Source organism: Pseudomonas sp. SBB6, assembly GCF_024213215.1.
Lineage (GTDB): Bacteria > Pseudomonadota > Gammaproteobacteria > Pseudomonadales > Pseudomonadaceae > Aquipseudomonas > Aquipseudomonas donghuensis.
This window is the reverse complement of the sequence record NZ_JANAVH010000005.1, coordinates 82325-103900: the sequence shown is the minus strand read 5'-3', so window position 1 is coordinate 103900 and position 21576 is coordinate 82325. Positions and strand designations below refer to the sequence as shown.

General features: G+C 64.4%; 20 protein-coding genes. 9 read left to right on the top strand and 11 right to left on the bottom strand.

The genetic code is table 11. The features are described 5' to 3' along the window. Positions 1–33 precede the first annotated feature (33 nt). The 4 genes from NLX68_RS11970 to NLX68_RS11955 are packed head-to-tail and all read right to left on the bottom strand — an operon-like array spanning position 34 to position 2110. Positions 34–537 (bottom strand): spore coat U domain-containing protein, encoded by a 504-nt coding sequence (locus NLX68_RS11970; RefSeq protein ID WP_254284160.1) that lies wholly within the window; start codon positions 535–537, stop codon positions 34–36. A gap of 3 nt (positions 538–540) precedes the next feature. Next, positions 541–1074 (bottom strand): spore coat U domain-containing protein, encoded by a 534-nt coding sequence (locus NLX68_RS11965; RefSeq protein ID WP_010221823.1) that lies wholly within the window; start codon positions 1072–1074, stop codon positions 541–543. Positions 1075–1091: 17 nt separating this feature from the next. After that, the gene (locus NLX68_RS11960; protein ID WP_254284159.1) at positions 1092–1619 is read right to left on the bottom strand and encodes a spore coat U domain-containing protein; all 528 of its coding nucleotides are present in this window, start codon (positions 1617–1619) and stop codon (positions 1092–1094) included. A gap of 32 nt (positions 1620–1651) precedes the next feature. Then, a complete protein-coding gene (locus NLX68_RS11955; RefSeq protein ID WP_010221821.1) occupies positions 1652–2110 on the bottom strand; it encodes a spore coat U domain-containing protein in 459 nt (152 codons plus the stop codon). A 311-nt stretch (positions 2111–2421) separates the two neighbouring features. Here NLX68_RS11955 and zapE point away from each other — a divergent pair, with 311 nt between their 5' ends. Next, on the top strand, positions 2422–3519 hold the full coding sequence (gene zapE, locus NLX68_RS11950; RefSeq protein ID WP_254284158.1) for a cell division protein ZapE: 1098 nt from the start codon (positions 2422–2424) through the stop codon (positions 3517–3519). A gap of 134 nt (positions 3520–3653) precedes the next feature. Here zapE and NLX68_RS11945 read toward each other — a convergent pair whose 3' ends face one another. After that, a complete protein-coding gene (locus NLX68_RS11945; protein WP_254284157.1) occupies positions 3654–5543 on the bottom strand; it encodes a propionyl-CoA synthetase in 1890 nt (629 codons plus the stop codon). A gap of 140 nt (positions 5544–5683) precedes the next feature. Here NLX68_RS11945 and NLX68_RS11940 point away from each other — a divergent pair, with 140 nt between their 5' ends. Next, positions 5684–6973, top strand: a complete 1290-nt coding sequence (locus tag NLX68_RS11940) for a leucine-rich repeat-containing protein kinase family protein (RefSeq protein WP_254284156.1) — start codon at positions 5684–5686, stop codon at positions 6971–6973. 89 nt (positions 6974–7062) lie between these two features. Here NLX68_RS11940 and NLX68_RS11935 read toward each other — a convergent pair whose 3' ends face one another. The 3 genes from NLX68_RS11935 to NLX68_RS11925 all read right to left on the bottom strand — a co-directional run bounded on the left by NLX68_RS11935 (position 7063) and on the right by NLX68_RS11925 (position 10814). Beyond that, entirely contained in the window at positions 7063–7770 is a 708-nt protein-coding gene (locus tag NLX68_RS11935) for a YebC/PmpR family DNA-binding transcriptional regulator (protein WP_254284155.1), read from the bottom strand. A gap of 227 nt (positions 7771–7997) precedes the next feature. Further along, positions 7998–9281, bottom strand: a complete 1284-nt coding sequence (locus NLX68_RS11930) for a Zn-dependent hydrolase (protein ID WP_254284154.1) — start codon at positions 9279–9281, stop codon at positions 7998–8000. Between the two features lie 45 nt (positions 9282–9326). Beyond that, positions 9327–10814, bottom strand: coding sequence for an NCS1 family nucleobase:cation symporter-1 (locus NLX68_RS11925; protein ID WP_254284153.1), 1488 nt, complete (start codon positions 10812–10814; stop codon positions 9327–9329). Positions 10815–11145: 331 nt separating this feature from the next. Here NLX68_RS11925 and hydA point away from each other — a divergent pair, with 331 nt between their 5' ends. The 3 genes from hydA (at position 11146) to preA (ending at position 15353) form a co-directional block, all read left to right on the top strand. Then, entirely contained in the window at positions 11146–12591 is a 1446-nt protein-coding gene (gene hydA / locus NLX68_RS11920) for a dihydropyrimidinase (RefSeq protein ID WP_254284152.1), read from the top strand. Positions 12592–12710: 119 nt separating this feature from the next. Next, positions 12711–14078, top strand: a complete 1368-nt coding sequence (locus tag NLX68_RS11915; RefSeq protein WP_254284151.1) for an NAD(P)-dependent oxidoreductase — start codon at positions 12711–12713, stop codon at positions 14076–14078. Next, entirely contained in the window at positions 14079–15353 is a 1275-nt protein-coding gene (preA, locus tag NLX68_RS11910) for an NAD-dependent dihydropyrimidine dehydrogenase subunit PreA (protein WP_254284150.1), read from the top strand. A gap of 55 nt (positions 15354–15408) precedes the next feature. On the opposite strand, the gene NLX68_RS11905 is transcribed toward preA, so the two are convergent. Further along, positions 15409–16038 (bottom strand): LysE family translocator, encoded by a 630-nt coding sequence (locus NLX68_RS11905; RefSeq protein WP_010221809.1) that lies wholly within the window; start codon positions 16036–16038, stop codon positions 15409–15411. 124 nt (positions 16039–16162) lie between these two features. Between NLX68_RS11905 and NLX68_RS11900 the strand changes: the two genes are divergently transcribed. Beyond that, a complete protein-coding gene (locus NLX68_RS11900; RefSeq protein WP_010221808.1) occupies positions 16163–16546 on the top strand; it encodes a DUF2784 domain-containing protein in 384 nt (127 codons plus the stop codon). Here the strand turns inward: NLX68_RS11900 and tam are convergent. Beyond that, positions 16543–17307 (bottom strand): trans-aconitate 2-methyltransferase, encoded by a 765-nt coding sequence (gene tam, locus NLX68_RS11895; protein ID WP_254284149.1) that lies wholly within the window; start codon positions 17305–17307, stop codon positions 16543–16545. The two genes, NLX68_RS11900 and tam, sit on opposite strands and share 4 nt — an antisense overlap. Positions 17308–17370: 63 nt before the next feature. Then, on the bottom strand, positions 17371–18825 hold the full coding sequence (locus tag NLX68_RS11890) for a PLP-dependent aminotransferase family protein (protein WP_254284148.1): 1455 nt from the start codon (positions 18823–18825) through the stop codon (positions 17371–17373). A 90-nt stretch (positions 18826–18915) separates the two neighbouring features. On the opposite strand from NLX68_RS11890, the gene NLX68_RS11885 reads away from it, so the two are divergent. The 3 genes from NLX68_RS11885 (at position 18916) to NLX68_RS11875 (ending at position 21540) form a co-directional block, all read left to right on the top strand. Beyond that, positions 18916–20127, top strand: coding sequence for a multidrug effflux MFS transporter (locus NLX68_RS11885; protein ID WP_254284147.1), 1212 nt, complete (start codon positions 18916–18918; stop codon positions 20125–20127). Between the two features lie 34 nt (positions 20128–20161). Continuing rightward, a complete protein-coding gene (locus NLX68_RS11880; protein WP_254284146.1) occupies positions 20162–20641 on the top strand; it encodes a GNAT family N-acetyltransferase in 480 nt (159 codons plus the stop codon). 77 nt (positions 20642–20718) lie between these two features. Next, on the top strand, positions 20719–21540 hold the full coding sequence (locus NLX68_RS11875; RefSeq protein WP_254284145.1) for a WG repeat-containing protein: 822 nt from the start codon (positions 20719–20721) through the stop codon (positions 21538–21540). Positions 21541–21576 lie beyond the last annotated feature (36 nt).

The following is a 21576-nucleotide window of genomic DNA, read 5'->3' as shown; positions in this document are numbered from 1 at the left end:
CTCCTTATTGTCCAAGTCATTCAGCGGCGCGGCTCAAAAGGTCAGCACCACCTGCACCACATCGGTATAGCTGCCGGCCGGCAGAGTGCCGGTCAACTGGGCCCGGGCGTAAACCGGCAAGCTGATTGCCGCAGGGTCGCTGTAGCTCACCGCCACGCTCTGGTTGATGCCCAGGCTCTGGCTGAAGCCGGCATCGCGAAACAGTTGATAGGCCACCAGCGAAGTGCCGCTGCTGCGTTTGAGGTTGCGCGTGCCACTGGCGCTGTTTAATCCGGCATCGACGCTCATGCTCAGGCTTACCCCCGGCGTGCATTGCAGGGTCACCGTCGTTCCGCCCAGGGCGGTGCTCACGCTGCTGGTCGACAGCGCCGAATAACTGCCGAAATCCAGGTTGCCGTAGTTGCTCACCCCGCCCACCACCAGGCAACCGGAGGCCACCGTGGCACTGACCTGAAAGGTGCTGGTGGTGACCGCCGCCAATGGCAACGGCACGCTGCCGGCGACCAGGGCCAGCAGCGCCGGCAAGACGCGGTGCACGGCTCAAAAACTCAACTCGACCGCCACCGTGTCGGTGTACACCCCGGCCGGCAGGCCCGCCTTGCCTTTGGCCAAGCCATAAAGGTTGACCGTCTGCGCCGCACCGGTACTGGTCGGCAGCGTGATGGTGTCGTCGATAGCCAGCAGTTGGCTATGCCCTGAATCGGTGTAGAAGTCATAGGGCACGTAGTTGCCGACGCCGTCGTAAAGCGCCCGGCTACCGCCGGCTGACTGGCTGTCATGAGCACCGGCGCGCACCTTGATCACCGGTACCGTACCGCTGGAGCAGAGGATGCTCATGGCGCCACCGCCACCGCCGAGCACTTGCCCGGGGGCATCCGTGAACAGCGCTTCCTGGGTGCCGAAGTTCAGCGTACCGAAGTTCAGGCCGCTGGCACCGCCGCCACCGTTGACCTGGCAACTGGCGATCAGCGTCAGGGTGGCGGTGATATTGCCGGTTACTGTGGCTGCCTGGGCCTGGGCAGCAAGCGCCAGGCCGATGCCGGCGAAAATCAAGCGTGAGAGGTTCAAGTGCATGAGTCACTCCTTGCGTGCTACCAATCCAGGGTCACCATCAGGGTGTCACGGTAAATGCCGGCCGGCAGCGCCTTGGGATGGGCGACTACTGCACCATAGATCGGAATCGGAATCTGTGCGGCGCTGCTGACCGAAAAATTGCGGGTCTGGCCAATGGCGTAACGGGCCCGGCCTGAAGGGTCGGCGGCCAGCTCATAGGGAATCAGCTCGCGGCCGTTGCTCAGCCTTCGCGTGGCACCATCGCCGTTGGTACCGCCGTTGATGCTCACGGTGAAAGCCCGCACCTGCGGGTTACAGCGCACGTGCAGGTTGCCGTCACCGGTGCTGTTTTCGATGCCGGAGTGCAACGGGCTGGTCCAGCTCGGGCCCTGGCGGCCAAAGTCCAGCACACCGCCACCCGGGGTTTCCAGGGAGCCAGGGCCGGCGCTGATCTGGCAGGCGCTGCTGATCACCAGCTGGGCCTGGATATGCCCGCTCATGGCCGCAAAGGCATCGTGGCTGAGCAACAGCAGTGGGCCAACACTCAACAGCAATACCCGTTTCATCCTGCCAGTTCCTTTAGCAAGCGCCGCCCCGGCTACCAGGTGACGGTGACTTTGAGCAGATCCGAATAACGCCCCACCACCGGTACGTAGGCCAAGCGGTCGATACGCGCATACAACGGCAGCGCCACCGAGCCCGAGTCGGGCACCCGGGCGTGCTGGACGACATTGACCGGCAGCGGCATGCGCCAGGCCGGGTCCTGATACAAACGGTAGGGGATAGGTCGGGCTGTCGGCTGGTTGCTGGCCAGGTAACGCACCTCGCCGACGCCACCGTGCTGACCGCCATCGACCTGTACCTGATAGGCGGTGTCGGGGTTGCATTCCAGGCGTGGTGCACGCACGGCAACCAGCTGGCTGCTGAGCGGGCCGGCCGGGTCGTCCAGCCGCGCGGTGCGGCCGAAGTCGAGCACGCCCAGGGCCTGGGCGCCGGCATCACGGGGCTGGTGAATGAGTACACAGCCGCGTTGCACCTGCACTTTGACTTCAACCATGAAATCGGCGGCGCCTGCCGTGCTGGCTGAGAGCAACGCGAGCAGCGTTGTCAAAGAGCGTCCCTTCACCGTGTCATCCTTCAATGCAGGGTTTATCTGACCTTGAGGGTAGCAGTGAAGGAAAAACCTGCCAGTTCGCAAGGAAATGTATAAGTCGCGTACAAGATTTCTCTGTAGGCGCGAGCTAGCCCCGCGATAAACATCGCCACCTATCCCCTGTCGAGATCACTGGCCGCCTTCAATCATATTGGTTAAATTGGCCGCCCTCGCTCAAGCTGGCCCTTGAGTCCCATCGCCCCGAGGAGCCCGGTTTGCCTGCCCTGCCCCCTTCCTGGATACGTTCGCCCTTGCGCGCCTTGCGCCGCTTGAGCACGCCCGCGGCTGATCACAGCGCCCTGGCGGAGACCGTTCGTCAGCATTTTCGCACCCAGGCCACAGCCCGCGGCTACACCCTGAGCGCCGGCCAACTGCGCGTCATCGAACATATGGCCGCCCAGGCGGCACAACTTGAAACTGGCCAGGCGCGCAGCTTGTACCTGTATGGCGCGGTCGGGCGCGGCAAGAGCTGGCTGCTCGACGGTTTCTTCCAGGCCCTGCCCCAGGCCCACAAGCGCCGCCTGCACTTTCATGACTTCTTCGCCCGCCTGCATCAGGGCATGTTTGACCATCGCCATCAGGACGATGCCCTGGCCTGCACCCTGGATGAACTGCTCGAAGACTGCCAGGTGCTGTGTTTCGACGAGTTCCATGTGCACGACATTGGCGATGCCATGCTCATCACCCGGCTGTTTCAGGCCTTGTTCGCGCGGCGGATGTTTTTGCTGGTGACCTCCAACCACGCACCGCAAGGCCTGCTGCCCAACCCGCTCTATCACCAGCGTTTCGAGCCGGTGATCGGCCTGATCAACCGCCGTATGCACGTGCTTGAAGTCGGCGGCGAGCAGGACTTTCGTCGCCTGCCCAGCGCTGCTGGCCAGCAGCGTTTTACCCAGGGTCATTACTTGTGGCCGGGCAGCCGCGAACAGCGCCAGGCCTTGCAGTTGCCTGAGCCGGGTGACGCGCCGGTTTTGCTGGAGGTAGGCAAGCGCACGCTGCGCGCACACCTGAGCGAGCAGCGCACGGTGGGCTTTGACTTTGTCGAACTGTGCGAGCAGCCCACGGCGGTGATCGACTACCTGGAACTGGCACGGCATTTTGATCACTGGATCATCGACCGTTTGCCAAACCTTGAAGACTGTTCGGTCGCCGCCCAGCAGCGCTTCATCAACCTGGTGGATGTGCTGTACGACCAGGACAAGCACCTGGTGCTGATCGGTAGCCGGCCGCTGGCCGACAGCCTCGGCGGCAGCGCCAGCGACCTGGCCCGCACCCGCAGCCGCCTGGGGCAATTGCGCCAGGCTGGCTGCTGAGACCTGAACTACGAGCGCTTCGCGCTCGATCGCCGGCAATGCCGGCTCCCACAGGATTGGCAGTGTTCTCAAGGTTGGTGCAAGACCTGTGGAAGCTGGCTTGCCAGCGATGAGGCCACCGGGGTAGTACCTGCTTACCCCGCCCGCGCCAGGCTCGCCAACACCGCCTCGATCTCCACCAGCACCGCCGGATCATCCAGGGTCGAGGGCGGTGTATATGGCTGCTGATCGGCGATCTTGCGCAGCACCGCGCGCAAGATCTTGCCCGAGCGGGTCTTGGGCAGGCGCTTGACCACCCGTACCTGGTTGAAGCACGCCAGGGCGCCAATCTGCTCGCGCACGCTGGCCACCAGTTCACTCTGCATCTGCGCCTGCGGGATGTCCTGGCCGTCCTTGAGCACCACCAGCGCCAGCGGCACCTGGCCCTTGATCTCGTCGTGCACGCCGATCACCGCACACTCGGCCACGGCCGGGTGGCGGGCGACCAGGTCCTCCATCTCGCCGGTGGACAGGCGATGGCCGGAGACGTTGATGACGTCGTCGGTGCGCCCCATGATGTAGACGAAACCGTCTTCATCCAGGTAACCGCCGTCGCCGGTGTGGTAATAGCCGGGGTAGGTCTTCAGGTAGGCATCCAGGTAACGCTGGTGATCGCCCCACAAGGTCTGGCTGCAACCGGGCGGCAACGGCAAGGCAATGACGATCGAGCCTTGCTGGTTGGCGCCAAGCAGGTGGCCATCCTCGTCGAGCACCCGCACGTGATAACCCGGCACCGCACGGTTGCTCGAACCCGGCCGCGCCGCACTGCCTTCAAGACCTACGCAAGGCGCGGTCACCGGCCAGCCGGTTTCGGTCTGCCACCAGTGGTCGTGCACGGTCTTGCCGCTGGTTGCCTCCAGCCATTGATGGGTACTGGAATCGAGCTTCTCACCGGCCAGGAACAACTGCCGCAGGGAGCTCAGGTCATAGCGGCGCAGCAGTTCGCCGTCGGGGTCTTCCTTGCGGATCGCGCGCATGGCGGTGGGCGCGCAGAACAGGCCGTTGACCCGGTACTGCTCGACCACCCGCCAATAGGCCCCGGCGTCCGGCGTGCGGATCGGCTTGCCTTCGTAGAACACCGTGGTGCAGCCGTTCATCAACGGCCCGTAGACGATCAGCGAATGGCCGACTACCCAGCCGACATCAGAAATACCCCACCACACATCGCCGGCCTGCATGCCGTAGATGTGGCGCATGGCAAAACTCAAGGCCACGGCGTTACCGCCGTTTTCACGGACGATACCTTTGGGTTTGCCGGTAGTGCCGGAGGTGTACATGATGTACAGCGGGTCGGCGGCGTCCAGCGCCACCGGCGCCACCGGGCTGGCGCCGGCCACGGCAGCGAGCCAGTCCAGGTCGCGGCCTTCGACCAGCGCTGCCCGGGCTTGCGGGCGTTGCAGCACCAGCACCTGACGTGGCTGGTGCTTGGCCAGTTGCAAGGCGCGGTCAACCAGCGGCTTGTACGCGATGACCCGGTCGAACTCCAGCCCGCACGAGGCGGTCAGCAGCAGCTTGGGGCGGGCATCGTCGATGCGCAGGGCCAACTCGTTGGCGGCAAAGCCGCCGAATACCACCGAATGCACCGCGCCGATACGCGCGCAGGCGAGCATGGCCATGGCCGCCTGCGGCACCATGGGCATGTAGATGATCACCCCGTCGCCCTTCTCGACCCCAAGGCTGCGCAACAGCCCGGCCAGTTGCGCCACCTCGTCGCGCAACTGGCCGTAGCTGAACTGTTGCTGGCTGCCGGTTACCGGCGAGTCGTAGATCAACGCGGTCTGCTCGCCCCGGCCTTGCTCGATCTGATGGTCGAGGGCCAGGTAGCAGCTGTTGAGCCGGCCGTCGGCGAACCACTGGTGGGTACCATCGGCATTTTCAACAAGGGTGTGCAGGGGCTTGCGGTACCAGGCCAGGTGGTCAGCCTGTTCGGCCCAGAAGTTGGCTGGGTCGGCGATGGAGCGGGCGTAACTGTGCTGATAAGTCATCGAATGAAAACCCTGAACTTGTTGTTATTAATAAAGGGCGAACTTCGAGTATGGACCGCAGCGGCCAGTCTGCCATGGGACTTAAGTCGCATCTTGCCGGTATGATGAGCGCCGTTTATTTTTGAGCCTGCCACGCCCCCATGCATACCCTTGAAGACCTCAAAGCCGGCCGTCTGGCGGGCATTGCCCGCCTCGACCTGGCCTGCGGGCTGGAACAGTTCCCGCGGGAAATTTTCGACCTGGCCGACAGCCTGCAAGTGCTCAACCTGACCGGCAATCGCCTCAGCGATTTGCCCGAGGATCTGGGCCGCCTGGGCAAGCTCAAGGTGCTGTTCTGCTCGCAAAACCGCTTTCGCCACCTGCCCGAAAGCATCGGCCAGTGCCAGACGCTGGAGATGGTCGGGTTCAAGAGCAACCAGATCGAGCAGGTCAGCGGCGCCGCTCTGCCCCCGCGTTTGCGGGCGCTGGTGCTTACCGATAACCGTATCGAACGCTTGCCCGAGGCATTGGGCGATTGCCCGGACCTGCAAAAACTGATGCTGGCCGGTAACCGCCTGCGAGCCCTGCCAGCCAGCCTGGCGCGCTGCACCAAGCTGGAGCTGCTGCGCCTGTCCGCCAACCAGTTGCCAGCCCTGCCCGAATGGCTGCTGCAGATGCCGCGCCTGGCCTGGCTGGCCTATGCCGGTAACCCCATGGCGGCGGGTTACTGCACGCCGCAAGACCCTGGCCATTGCAACATCATTGACTGGCAGCAGATCACCCTTGAACAGGTCGTGGGCCAGGGCGCTTCCGGTGTCATCCATCAAGCCCGCTGGCAACACCAAGAAGCGCCGGTGGCGGTCAAGGTGTACAAGGGCGAGATGACCAGCGACGGCTTGCCGCTCAACGAGATGAGCGCCTGCATCGCTGCTGGCGACCACCCGCAACTGGTACGCCTGGCCGGACGCATCGACAACCACCCGCAGCACCTACCGGCGCTGGTGATGCAGCTGATCGAGCCGAGCTGGTTCAACCTCGCCGGGCCGCCAAGCCTGGATTCCTGCACACGGGATACATACCCGCCACGGCGCTTGAGCCTGGCTTGCGTGCGGCGTTTGGCCGGCGCCATTGCTGGCGTGGGCGCGCACCTGCATGGGCACGGGATTACCCATGGCGATCTGTATGCGCACAATGTGCTGTGCGATGAGGAAGGCGATTGCTTGCTAGGGGATTTCGGCGCGGCGTCGTTTCATCCGCTTGATAGCAGTGTGGCGGCCGCCGCGTTGCAGCGGATCGAGGTATTGGCGTTTGGGGTGTTGTTAGGGGAGTTGCTGGCGTGTTGCGAGGGGGATTGCGAGGGATTGAGGGCGGTGCAGCGGGATTGTGTACGGCCTGAGGTGATGCTGCGCCCCAGTTTTGACGGGGTTTGTCAGCAGCTGCGCGGCGTCTGAATCGCCGGCAAGGCCGGCTCCCACAGGTACAGCATGCACCGTACTTGTGGGAGCCGGCCTTGCCGGCGATAGGGCCCTGAAGGCTTACATCAACCCGCCAGACCTACATAAACGTTCTGCACGTCATCGTTATCGTCAATCGCCTGCAGGAAGGCTTCAACCTCGGCCATCTGTTCGTCGTTCAAACTGCTGACCGGGTTTTTCGGGGTGTAGCCGATTTTCGCCGAAACCACAGTGAAACCCTGACCCGGCAGGGCTTTCTGCACGGCATCGAGGTCGGTGGTGTCGGTGATGAACAGGGTCGCGCCCTCTTCTTCGCCTTCGGCAAAATCCTGGGCACCGGCTTCGATGGCGGCCATTTCCGGGTCAGCCTCAGGGCTGTTCGGCGTGGCCTCGATCAGGCCGACATGGTTGAAGTCCCAGGCCACCGAGCCAGAGGCGCCCAACTGGCCCTTGCGGAACAGCACGCGGATCTGCGCCACGGTGCGGTTGACGTTGTCGGTCAGGCACTCGACGATCAGCGGCACCTGATGCGGGGCAAAGCCTTCATAGGTCACAGCGGTGTACTGCACCGCATCGCCATCCAGGCCGGCACCCTTGCGGATCGCGCGCTCCAGGGTCTCACGGGTCATCGAGGCCTTTTTGGCTTGCTCGATGGCCAGGCGCAGGCGCGGGTTCATGTCCGGGTCGGCGCCGGACTTGGCGGCGATCTGGATCTCCTTGGACAGCTTGCCCATGATCTTGCCTTTGGCGTTGGCTGCTTCTTCTCTATGCTTGGCTTTCCACTGTGCGCCCATCTCGACTCTCTTGATTCAGGTGCCGGTTCAGGTAGCGACCGGCCAAAGTGGGTGCAGTTTATACGCTCTGCAAGCCATCGACAAAAAAACCCTTCAGCCCTTGTCGGCCTTGCATGCAGCGGATGGCTGGCTCTGAACCGCGGCGCGGCCATCGCTGGCAAGCCAGCTCCCACAGTGGCTCCTGCTTACCCTGTGGGAGCTGGCTTGCCAGCGATGGGGCCTTCAGCTCAAGCCGCCTCCCTGCCCCGCGCCACTGCCTGCGCCGCCGCCAGCATCGAGCGCAACAACACCGCGCAACCATCGGCCAGGTCTTCAGGCGCGGCATTCTCGATCTCGTTGTGGCTGATCCCGCCTTCACAGGGCACGAAGATCATCCCCGCCGGGCCCAGTTCAGCGACAAAGATCGCATCATGCCCGGCGCCACTGACAATATCCATGTGCGACAGCCCCAGGCCCTTGGCCGCGCTACGCACCGCCTCCACGCAACCCTGGTCAAAGTACAGCGCCGGGAAATCCGCAGTCGGTGTCAGGGTATGCGTCAACCCATGCTGCTGGCAGGTGCTGCTGATCACCGCCTTGACCTGGGCAATCATCGAGTCCAGCCGCTCCGGCTCCAGGTGACGGAAATCCAGGGTCATGCGCACCTCGCCAGGGATCACGTTGCGCGAGCCCGGATAGGCCTGCAGGCAACCGACCGTGCCGCAAGCGTGAGGCTGGTGCTCCAGGGCCACGCGATTGACCGCCGCCACCACTGCGCTGGCGCCGACCAGGGCATCCTTGCGCAGGTGCATCGGCGTAGGCCCGGCGTGGGCCTCGACGCCGCGCAGGGTCAGGTCGAACCACTTTTGCCCGAGGGCCCCCAGCACCACACCGATGGTCTTGTGCTGGTCTTCCAGGATCGGCCCCTGCTCGATATGCGCCTCGAAGTAAGCGCCCACCGGATGGCCGCTGACCGGCCGTGGCCCGGCATAGCCAATGGCGTTGAGCGCCTCGCCAACGCTGATGCCTTCGGCATCGGTCTTGGCCAGGGTTTCGGCCAGGGTGAATTTCTCGGCAAACACCCCCGAACCCATCATGCACGGAGCAAAGCGCGAGCCCTCCTCGTTGGTCCACACCACCACCTCCAGCGGCGCTTCGGTTTCAACCTTGAGGTCATTGAGAGTGCGCAGCACTTCAAGCCCGGCCAGCACGCCAAAGCAGCCGTCGAACTTGCCACCTGTAGGCTGAGTGTCGATATGACTACCGGTCATCACGGGCGGCAGTTGCGGGTTGCGTCCCGGGCGGCGGGCGAAGATGTTGCCGACGCCGTCAATGGTGACGGTACAACCAGCCTCCTCGGTCCATTTGACGAACAGGTCACGGGCCTGGCGATCGAGGTCGGTCAGGGCCAGGCGGCAAACCCCGCCCTTGACCGTGGCGCCAAGCCGGGCCAGGTCCATCAGCGACTGCCACAAACGTTCGCCGTTGATATGCCGTTGGGTCGATTGCAGAACATCCTGAGCGGTTTGCATGTGCTTCTCCTGCATCACGTGCCTGGCCTCTGCGGGCCATAGGGGTTACACGGTGGGTTTGAGGTTGGTCGCGCGGGCCGCACTGAGGCTGCCGAGGGCGTAGTAGATCAGCCCGCCCAATGCGGAGCCGGTGAACCAGCCAAAGTCGTAGAACCAGCTGAAAGCGGTGCTGTGCAGCGACAACAGGGTCAGCACCACCGGTACGCCGAAGGCGATGAAGCCGGCGGCGTTCCAGGCCGGATAGACGTCGTCGCGGTACAGGCCGGCGAGGTCCAGGGTCTGTTTGCGGATGATGAAGTAGTCCACCACCATGATCCCGGCAATCGGCCCGAGCAGGCTGGAATAGCCCAGCAACCAGTTGGAATAGAGGCTTTCCAGGCTCACATCGCTGACGATCCAGCCAAGCTTTTTCAACAGTTCATGGCCCATCAGCAACAGCCCCACCAGACCGGTGAGCAGCACCGCAGTGGTACGCCCGATCCATTTGGGCGCCAGGTTCTGGAAGTCGTTGGTCGGCGAGACGATGTTCGCCGCCGTGTTGGTCGACAGTGTGGCGATGATGATCAGGGCCATGGCCAGTGCGACCCACAGCGGGCTCTGGATATGCCCGATCAGGCTGACCGGGTCGGACACGGTTTCGCCGACCAGCGAGGCAGAAGCTGCGGTCAGCACCACGCCGAGGGCGGCGAACAGGAACATGGTCAGCGGCAGGCCGAAGATCTGCCCGAGGATCTGGTCTTTCTGGCTTTTGGCATAGCGGCTGAAGTCAGGAATGTTCAACGACAGCGTGGCCCAGAAACCGACCATGGCGGTCAGCCCGGCAAAAAAGTAGCCATACACGCTGGCGCCCTCGGGCCGCTTGGGCGGCTGGGCCATCAGCTCGCTGATCGACACATTGGGCAAGGCCCACACCAGCAGCCCGGCGCCCACCAGCACCAGCAACGGCGCCGACAGGGTTTCCAGCCATTTGATCGACTCGGCGCCGCGCAGCACCACCCACAGGTTCAGGCACCAGAACAGCATGAAGCCGATCACCTCGCCGGTGCCGCCCAGCGCCTTCCAGTCCGCCGACAGCGAACCGAGAAACAGGTGAATGGCCAGGCCGCCGAACAGGGTCTGAATGCCGAACCAGCCGCAGGCCACCAGGGCGCGGATCAGGCACGGCACGTTGGAGCCGAGGATGCCGAAGGACGCGCGCAGCAGCACCGGAAAGGGGATGCCGTACTTGGTACCGGGAAACGCATTCAAGGTCAGCGGAATCAGCACCACGGTGTTGGCCAGCAGGATCGCCAGCAGCGCCTCGCCCACCGTCAGGCCAAAATAAGCGGTGAGCACGCCGCCGAGGGTATAGGTGGGCACGCAGATCGACATGCCGACCCACAGCGCGGTGATGTGCCATTTGTTCCAGGTGCGCTCGTGCACCTTGGTCGGGGCGATGTCGTGGTTGTACCGGGGGCTGTCGAGGACGTCGCTGCCGGCGTCGAGTTCATACAAGCCGTCGCGTTCGCTCACCTGCGATCTGGTCTGCTGCATGGCCGCTCCACTGTTGTTGTGTTTTTGGGAGTTGGTTGCATTGCACTGGCATGTGGGCAATCACGGCTGCCCATGAGAAATCTTGACCATTTCCACAACCTGTCAAGAACGACAGGACCACTGGTCGTTTTTCTTGAGCCCGAAATAGTCCATATAACCCTTGTAGATCAGCCATTTAACCTATCTGTAGGTCTATAAACTAATTATTTGCCCTATCCGAAATCGCAGACTAGATTCATTTCCTGACAGCGATGACAGGTTTTCGCCTACGCTGAAAAAAGTACAAAACCTAGAACCGGTAACAACCGGTCAAGCCTGCGAGGAGCATCTGATGACGCTTATGATTCGTGGCGCCACCCTGATTACCCATGAAGAAAGCTACCGTGCCGATGTGTTGTGTGCCGACGGCGTGATCAAGGCCATCGGCAGTGACCTTGAGGTCCCGGCCGGCTGTGAAGTGCTCGACGGCAGCGGCCAGTACCTGATGCCCGGCGGCATCGACCCGCACACCCACATGCAGCTGCCCTTCATGGGCACCGTGGCCAGCGAGGACTTCTACAGCGGCACCGCCGCGGGCCTGGCCGGCGGCACCACCTCGATCATCGACTTCGTGATTCCCAACCCGCAGCAGTCCTTGCTCGACGCCTTCCACCAGTGGCGTGGCTGGGCCGAGAAGTCGGCCAGCGACTATGGCTTTCACGTCGCCATCACCTGGTGGAGCGAGCAGGTGCGCGAAGAGATGGGCGAGCTGGTAAGCCTGCACGGAATCAACAGCTTCAAGCACTTCATGGCCTACAAGAATGCGATCATGGCCGCCGACGACACCCTGGTCGCCAGCTTCGAGCGCTGCCTGGAACTGGGCGCGGTGCCCACCGTGCATGCCGAGAACGGCGAGCTGGTCTATCACCTGCAGCATAAGCTGCTGGCCCAGGGCATAACGGGCCCGGAAGCGCACCCGCTGTCGCGTCCCTCGCAGGTTGAAGGTGAAGCCGCCAGCCGCGCCATTCGCATCGCCGAGACCCTGGGCACGCCGCTGTACCTGGTGCACGTCTCGACCCGTGAAGCCCTGGATGAGATCACCTACGCTCGCAACAAGGGCCTGCAGGTCTACGGCGAAGTACTGGCCGGCCACCTGCTGCTGGACGACAGCGTCTACCGCCACCCCGACTGGCAAACCGCCGCCGGCTACGTCATGAGCCCGCCGTTTCGCCCGCGCCAGGACGGCCATCAAGAAGCACTGTGGCACGGCCTGCAATCGGGCAACCTGCACACCACCGCCACCGACCACTGCTGCTTCTGCGCCGAACAGAAAGCCGCCGGGCGCGACGACTTCAGCCGCATCCCCAACGGTACCGCCGGCATCGAGGACCGCATGGCAGTGCTCTGGGACGAAGGGGTCAACAGCGGCAAGTTGTCGATGCAGGACTTCGTCGCCCTGACCTCGACCAACACCGCGAAGATCTTCAACCTGTTCCCGCGCAAGGGCGCCCTGCGCGTCGGCGCCGATGCCGACCTGGTGCTGTGGGACCCACAAGGCACACGGACCATATCGGCCGCCACGCACCATCAACAGGTGGACTTCAACATCTTCGAAGGCAAGACCGTGCGTGGCATCCCCAGCCACACCATCAGCCAGGGCAAGCTGGTCTGGGCCAACGGCGACCTGCGCGCCGAGCGTGGTGCCGGGCGCTACATCGAGCGGCCGGCGTACCCGGCGGTGTTCGATCTGCTCAGCAAGCGGGCTGAGCATTCAAGGCCGGTTGCCGTGAAGCGCTGAAGAGCATCGCTGGCAAGCCAGCGCCCACAAGGTCCGGTGCATGCATGACCTGTGGGAGCTGGCTTGCCAGCGATGGAAGGCAAAGCCTTCCCCAAAAAATAAAAAAAGAGGAACCCACCGTGATCGATTCCCTCAACCACCTCCCCCGACCGCCCCAGAACAACGCCACCCTCGCCGAGCACTTCAGCGACCTGGCACCGCCCCTGACCGCCCGCCAGGCCGCCCTCGAAGCCTCCCGTTGCCTGTACTGCTACGACGCCCCGTGCGTCAATGCCTGCCCCAGCGAGATCGACATCCCCTCGTTCATCCGTAACATCCACCAGGAGAACGTCCAGGGCGCGGCGCAGAAAATCCTCTCGGCCAACATCCTCGGCGGCAGCTGCGCGCGGGTCTGCCCCACCGAGATCCTCTGCCAGCAGGCCTGCGTGCGCAACAACCACCAGGAATGCGCGCCGGTGCTGATCGGCTTGCTACAGCGCTATGCGGTGGACCATGCCGACTTTGCCCAGCACCCGTTCCAGCGCGCCGCCAGCACCGGCAAGCGCATTGCCGTGGTCGGCGCCGGCCCGGCGGGGCTGTCCTGCGCCCACCGGCTGGCCTGGCACGGCCACGACGTGGTGATTTTCGAAGCCCGGGAAAAAGCCGGCGGCCTCAATGAATACGGGATCGCCAAGTACAAGCTGGTGGACGACTTCGCCCAGCGCGAGGTGGATTTCGTCCTGCAGATCGGCGGCATCGAGATCCGCCACGGCCAGGTACTGGGCGACAACCTCAGCCTGGCCGAGCTGCAACAGCAGTTCGACGCGGTGTTCCTCGGCCTTGGCCTGAATGCCGTGCGCCAGCTGGGCCTGGCCAACGAGGCTGCGCCGGGCATGCTCGCCGCTACCGCGTACATCCGTGAACTGCGCCAGGCCGATGACCTCACCACCCTGCCCGTCGCCGACCGCTGCATCGTCCTCGGCGCCGGCAACACCGCCATCGACATGGCCGTGCAGATGGCCCGCCTCGGTGCCCGCGACGTCAACCTGGTGTACCGCCGCGGCGTCGAGGACATGGGCGCGACCGCGCACGAGCAACACATCGCCAAGGAAAACCAGGTACGCCTGCTGACCTGGGCCCAGCCTGAGGAGGTATTGCTCGACGATCAGGGCCGGGTGCGCGGCATGCGTTTTGCCCGCACGCACATGAGCGATGGCCGCCTGCAGCCAACCGGGGAAACCTTCGAACTGGCCGCCGATGCGATCTTCAAAGCCATCGGCCAAGCCTTCGATGACAGCGCCCTGGGTGACAGCAGCGGGCAACAGCTTGCTCGCGACGGCGAGCGTATTCGTGTCGACCAACAGCTGCGCACCAGCCTGCCCGGCGTGTATGCCGGTGGCGACTGCACCCAGCTCGGCCAGGACCTCACCGTCCAGGCCGTGCAGCACGGCAAGCTGGCCGCCGAGGCCATGCATGCGCACCTGATGCTCAATGTGGAGGCTGCATAGATGGCTGACCTGTCGATCGAATTCGCCGGCATCAAGGCGCCCAACCCGTTCTGGCTGGCCTCCGCGCCGCCTACCGACAAGGCCTACAACGTGGTCCGCGCCTACCAGGCCGGCTGGGGTGGCGTGGTCTGGAAAACCCTCGGCGAAGACCCGGCCGCGGTCAACGTCTCGTCGCGCTACTCGGCGCACTACGGGGTCAACCGCGAGGTCATGGGCATCAACAACATCGAGCTGATCACCGACCGCTCGCTGGAAATCAACCTGCGGGAAATCACCCAGGTGAAGAAGGACTGGCCCGACCGCGCGCTGATCGTGTCGTTGATGGTGCCCTGCGTCGAAGCCTCCTGGAAAGCCATCCTGGCGCTGGTCGAAGCCACCGGCGCCGACGGCATCGAGCTAAACTTCGGCTGCCCCCACGGCATGCCCGAACGCGGCATGGGCGCGGCGGTCGGCCAGGTGCCGGAGTACGTCGAACAGGTCACCCGCTGGTGCAAGACACACGGTTCGCTGCCGGTGATCGTCAAGCTGACACCGAACATCACCGACATCCGCCAATCGGCCCGCGCCGCCCATCGCGGCGGTGCCGACGCGGTGTCGCTGATCAACACCATCAACTCGATCACCAGCGTCGACCTCGAACGCATGGTCGCCCATCCCATCGTCGGCGACATGAGCACCCACGGCGGCTACTGCGGCTCGGCGGTCAAGCCGATCGCCCTGAACATGGTCGCCGAAATTGCCCGCGACCCGGCCACTCATGGCCTGCCGATCTGTGGCATTGGCGGTATCGGCAGCTGGCGCGATGCCGCCGAATTCGTCGCCCTCGGCTGCGGCGCGGTGCAGGTGTGCACGGCGGCGATGCTGCATGGTTTTCGCATCGTCGACGAGATGAAGGACGGTCTCTCACGCTGGATGGACAGCCAGGGCTATCGCAGCCTCCAGGAGTTCCAGGGGCGCGCCGTGGGCCACACCACCGACTGGAAGTACTTGGACATCAACTACCAGGTAGTGGCCAAGATCAACCAGCAGGCGTGCATCAACTGCGGCCGCTGCCACATCGCCTGCGAAGACACCTCGCACCAGGCCATCGCTAACCTCAAGCAGGCTGACGGCAGCCACCGTTACGAGGTGATCGACGCCGAATGCGTGGGCTGCAACCTGTGCCAGATTACCTGCCCGGTGCAGGACTGCATCGAGATGGTCCCGCAGGACACCGGCAAGCCGTTCCTCGACTGGCAGCATGACCCGCGCAACCCCTATCACGAAGCATCCTGAGGCCGAGGTAAAAACAACGAGGGAGGATCATTGATCCTCCCTCGTTGGCTTTCGCTCAGCGCAAATCACTGCGCCGGTACAGGCTCAAGCCCACCGCCAGCGCCGCCAGCATGCCGGCGCAGCTGCGGTTGATCCACTGCATGGTGCGCGCCGAAAAGCGCCGCATGGCGTGCCGCCCGCCATAGGCGTAAACGGCCATCATCAGCCCGTCGATCGCCGCGCTGGTGATCGCCAACACCAGGTACTGCTCGGCCACCGGTTGCTCGGGGCGAATGAACTGCGGCAGGAACGCCGAGAAGAACAGCAAGCCCTTGGGGTTGGACAAGCCGACCAACAAGGCCCGCAAAAAGGCTGAACGTCCCGTGGCGCCAGCGCTCACCGCGCTACGTTGCAAGGCGCTGCTCGGCGCCCGCCAAAGCACCCAGGCCAGGTACAGCAGGTACACCGCGCCCACCCACTTGACCACGCTGAACAGCTGCTCCGACGCCTGCAGCAACGCCCCCAGGCCGCAGCCCACCGCCGCAATCAACAGCAGGTCGGAGAGCATCGCCCCGGCCATGCCGAAACCGGCCACGCGCATGCCGTGGGACGCACCATTGTTCAGGGCCAGGAGCATCGCCGGGCCGGGAGTGATCATCACCGCGCTGGCGGCGATAACGTAGAGCAGCAGGGTCGAGGCTTGCATGGCAGGCTCCGTGGGCAGAAAGGCCCAAGCATGCCTTGGCCAAGCGGATCATGGCAATCGTAGCGGCCCGAGAATGCCTATATCATGGTGGCTAGAGGAACATATCCACGAGGAAGGAATCGTCATGCTGTACCGCCTGGGCGCCGATGGTCTGGTGCTGTTTCACCTGTTGTTCATCCTGTTCGTGCTGTTTGGCGGTTTGCTGGTACTCAAATGGCGCGGTGCAATGTGGTGGCACTTACCGGCGGTGTGCTGGGGGACCGCCGTGGAGTTCTTTCACCTCACCTGCCCGCTCACCGAATGGGAAAACCGCCTGCGCCAGGCCTCGGGCCTGGCCGGTTACGAAGGCGGTTTCATCGAGCATTACATCTGGCCGATCATCTACCCGGCCGGGCTGACGCCGGGCATCCAGCTGGTGCTCGGCTCGGTGGTGGTATTGGTCAACGGCCTGGTCTACCTGCGCGTGTTGCGCCAATGGCAGGCGCGGCGCCAGCAGCGTATTGCCTAGCGTGTGGCGACGATGAACAAGCGCGGAAACGGTAACAACACTGTGCCATCCGCCGCCGGCGGATAAGCCTGCTCCATGGCCTGCAGGTAGTACTGTAGAAAGTCTGCCTGCTCCTGCGCATCCAGCGCCGCCAGATACGGCCGCAGCGCCGAGCCCTTGAACCACTCCACCACCGCCGGCGCACCGCCCGCCAGCGGATGGTAGTAGGTGGTGCGCCAGACATCGACCCGCCGGCAATGGGGGCTGAGCACATCGTAGTAGTAGGCAGCGGTGTGCCGTGGCGGCAGCTTCAGGTCAGCGACCTTGCTGGCCCACGCGCCACGCCTTGCGATCTCGCGAATCTGCCGGTGGGCCGGTTCATCGAGGTTGTCCGGGGTCTGGATGGCCAGGCTGCCACCGGCCACCAGCTGGCGCACCAGGTGCGGGTACAGCTGGGCATGGTCGGGCAACCACTGCAGCGAGGCGTTGGCCAGGATCACATCGACGCCTTGCTCGGCGGTCCAGCTGGCGATATCGCCCACGTCGAACGCCAGCTGCGGCAAGCGCTGACGGGCGGCGGCGATCATGTCTGCAGAGCTGTCCAGGCCGGTGATCTGCGCCTCGGGGTAGCGGCTGGCAAGCACTTGCGTGGAGTTGCCCGGGCCGCAGCCCAGGTCCACGGCGCTGGCCACCGCCTGGTTGGGCAGCGCCGCCACCAGGTCGCGCACCGGGCGCGTGCGTTCGTTCTCGAAAGTGCTGTACTGCGCGGCGGACCAGGTCATCGCAGGTTCCTTGAGTGGCCTTGGGAATTCGAGCGTGGCCCTAGCATGCCGGTTACCCGCCGATTAGGAAACCTCACGCAGCAGCGCCGCGAGCTTGCGCCCGGCAAAACGCAGCTGCGCCGCTGTCAGGGCGGTGAAGCCAATCATCACCGCCGGTCTCAGGTGCACCTGCTGGCAGAAGCTGCTGATCGGCTGTAGCTGCAAGCCTTGATTGGCCGCGCGCTGGCAAAAGTCCTGCTCATCCGTCCCCTCTGGCAACCACAGGACAAAGTGCAAACCGGCTTGCTGCCCGCTCACCTCATAACCGCTCGGCGCCTGCTCGGCCAGGCACTCGAGCAACAGATCACGGCGTTGCTGATAGGCCTGGCGCGCCTGCCTCAGGTAGCGCACGAAGCTGCCATTGGCCATGTACTCGGCCAGGCCCAGTTGCTCGGTGACCCCAACCGCGCCACCGGTGCCCTGCAGGGTGGCCAGCAACGGCTCGCGCAGGCTGGCCGGCACCAGCATGAACCCTACGCGCAGGCCGGCGAACAGGGTCTTGTTGAAGCTGCCGCAGTAGATCACCCGGTCGCTGTGATCCAGGGCCTTGAGCGCCGGCAGCGGCGCATTGTTGTAGTTGAACTCGCTGTCGTAGTCGTCTTCGACGATCCAGGCGTCGGCACGCTTGGCCCAGTCCAGCAACATCAACCGTCGCGACACCGACAGGGTCACGCCCAGCGGCGACTGGTGCGCGGGGGTCACGCAGGCCAGGCGGGCATCAAGGTGGCGCTCGAGCAGCTGGTCATCGATACCCTCGGCCGTCACCGGCACTGCGACCACCTGCGCCCCGGCCCGCTCGAACAGCAACCTGGCGGTGCGGTAGCCGGGGTCTTCGACGCAGGCCTTGTCGCCTGGGCAGATCACGCTGCGCGCCACGAGGTCGATGCACTGGCGAATGCCGCTGGTGACGATCAGGTCCTGGGCATTGCAGCGTATGCCGCGATAGCTGCGCAGGTAGTTGGCAATCCGTTCGCGCAGGGCCGGCAGGCCGGCCGGGTCTGGCGAACTGAGCAAGGCTGTCGGCGCGCAGGCCAAGGCCTTGCCCAGGGCCTGGGACCAGGCCTTGACCGGGAACAGTGCCGGGTCGGCCAGGCGCGCGACAAACGGCACCCCCACCTGCACACCGGTAAGGCGCGAGGCTGTCGGCTCGCTGACCGGCTGCTGCGCCAGCGCCAGCGGCGGGCCGCTGCCGGCAGCGATGAACAGGTCAGGAACGACCGCGCAGACCCGCGTACCGGAGCCGGCCACCCGGCTGACATAGCCTTCATCGCGCAAGCGCTCGAACACCAGTTCCAGGGTGCCGCGCGACAACTGCCAGCGCTCGGCCAGGGTTCGCGTCGAGGGCAAGCGGGTGCCGGCCGGCAGGCGCTTGTCGAGTATCGCATCGCGCAAGGCGGCATAAGCGCCTTGCTGCTTACCCTGGGCCAATGCCGGTGGCAGCGGTAGATCGAGGGCGATGGCGGCTTTGCCGGTACGCATAGTGGTCCAATCCAATTCGCTCTTAATGGCGCTGCCGATTAAACCACATTGGCCGTTAAGGTCTGCGCATCGACAACAAGGAAATGTTCCATGTGCACTACCCCCTCGCCCGGCCCACGAACCTGGTTGCTGTTGCTGCTGATGATTGTCTGCCTGCCGCGGGTGGCCCTGGATATCTACCTGCCCGCCCTGCCCGATATCGCCACGGCCCTGCACGCCAGCGACGCCCAGTTGCAACTGACGCTGACCCTGTACATGGTCGGCTACGCCCTGAGCATGCTGATCAGCGGCCCACTGTGCGACCGTTTTGGCCGCCGCCCGTTGTTGCTGCTCGGCGGCACTATTTACCTGCTGGCGAGTCTGGCCTGCAGCCTGGCCAGCAGTGTCGAGGTGATGATTGCCGCGCGCCTGTTCCAGGCCCTGGGCGGTTGTTGCGGGGCCGTCATCGGCCGGGTGATGGTGCGTGACCACTTCGACCGCCAGCAACAGGGCCACCTGCTCGGTTACCTGTCCATGGGCATGGCGCTGTCGCCAATGATCGCGCCACTGCTGGGCAGCCTCATTGAAACCACCCTGGGCTGGCGCTGGATTTTCCTGCTGCTGAGCCTCAGCGCCGCCCTGAGCCTGCTGCTGATCGCCCTGCGCCTGCCGGAAACCCGCCCGCCGCACGCTGCCGGACAGCGCCACGAGCCAGTGCTGAAGGTTTACCTGCGGCTGCTTGGCGACGGCTACTTCATGCGCTATTCACTGGCGATTGCCTGCGTGTATTGCACCTACTTCCCGTTCATCGCCGAATCCTCGACCCTGCTGCAACGCAACCTGGGCCTGAGTTCGCTGCAGTACGCCGCGGTCTTCGCCGTCACCGTCGGCGGCTACCTGGCCGGCTCGCAGCTGTTTCGCCGGCGCAGTGGGCGCTACAGCGCCGATGCCTTGCTCGGCCAGGCCATGTTCCTCAACCTGGGTGGCGCGCTGCTGCTGATGCTCGCCACCCGCCTGTGGCCCGAGGCATTGCTGGCGATCGTCCTGCCGATGCTGCTGATCATGCTTTCGGTGGGCCTGGCCATTCCGGCCTGCCAATGGGCGGTGCTGCAACCCTATGCGACCATCGCCGGCAGCGCCTCGGGGTTGTTCTTCTTCATCCAGATGGCCTTCACCGCCCTGTGCAGCCTGGTCATCGGCCAGTTGTCCGATGGCAGTGCCGGGCCCTTGGCGGGCATGACCGCGCTGGCCAGCCTGGCCTTTGCCCTGGTGCTCAAGCGGTTGCGCAGCGAAGCGATTACCCTCAAGGCCAGTTCCGGCTAACATGGGCGATTACCTCACTTGCCGGAAGCCTGCCATGAGCCTGACCATCCGCCCTGCCCGGCGCGACGACGCCGCCCAGATCCTCGCCTTCATCACTGAACTGGCCGACTACGAACGTGCCCGCCACGAGGTGATCGCCTCCGTGGCCGACATCGAGCGCACCCTGTTCGATGACGGCGTCAAGGCCCTGAGCCTGATCTGCGAGCGCGACGGCCAGGCCATCGGCTATGCGGTGTACTTCTACAGCTATTCGACCTGGCTGGGGCGCAACGGCATCTACCTCGAAGACCTGTACATCACCCCCGAGCAACGCGGTGGCGGTGCCGGCAAACAGCTGCTGCGCCATATTGCCATCGAAGCCTGCGAGAACGGCTGCGGGCGCCTGGAATGGAGCGTGCTGGATTGGAACGAGCCGGCCATCCAGTTCTACAAGTCCCTGGGTGCCCTGCCCCAGGATGAATGGGTCCGCTACCGCCTCGAAGGCGCCGGCCTTGAGGCCTTCGCCCGCGGTTGAGTGGCTGGGCAAGGCCGGCGCAATCGGCTAAGGTGCGCGCCTTGCCCTGCTCTCGCCTTGCCAAGGAATGCACTGAATTGAAGGCTTTATTTCGCTCCCTCCCGTCATTGTGCCTGGGTGCTGCCCTGGCAGCCTGCAGCGCCACCCCCGCCGACCCGGTCAGTTTTGAAGAAAATGGCCTGTATGGCCTTAAAGACCCCAGCGGCAAGGTCATCGTTGCGCCGTCCATCGAGCTGCAACCGGTTTACCACGAAGGCATGGCAGCCGTTCGCATCAACAACCAATGGGGCTACATGGACCGCAAGGGGCAGTTGGTCATCCCGACCCTCTACAAGCGCCCCGGGCCGTTCAGCGATGGCCTGGCAGGCGTCTGCCTGACGTATTCCGAGTGTGGCTACATCGATACCCGGGGTCGCACCGTGGTGCCGTTCGACTATGACTGGGTAGAGGGTTTCGACGAAGCCAAGGACGGCCTGACGGTAGTCGCCAAAGGCAACCTGTTCGGCATGATCAACCGCAAGGGCGAGCAGGTGATCCCCCTGCGCTTCAGCTCGCGGCCCATTACCGAGAAGGGCTATGTGCTGCTGAATGACAACGACAGCAAAAAAAGCGGCCTGATGAACACATCCGGCAAAGTGGTGCTGCCTTTCGAATACGACGGCATCGCCTACAATACCTGGGGCGGACGGCTGATCAACGACAACCTGCTGAGCGTGGCCAAGGAAGGTAAATGGGGGTTTGTCGACCTTAGCGGCAAGGTGGTGCTGCCCTATCTCTACGACAGACCCGGTTTTTTCCGTGACGGCCAGGCCATCGTCCAACGCGACGGCAAGCATTACCGGATCGACCGCCAGGGCAATGAAACACCCTTGGAATACGAGCCGTTGAAGCTACCCTGATAGCAGTTCCGCTGATTTGAACCTGGTGCGCAGGAG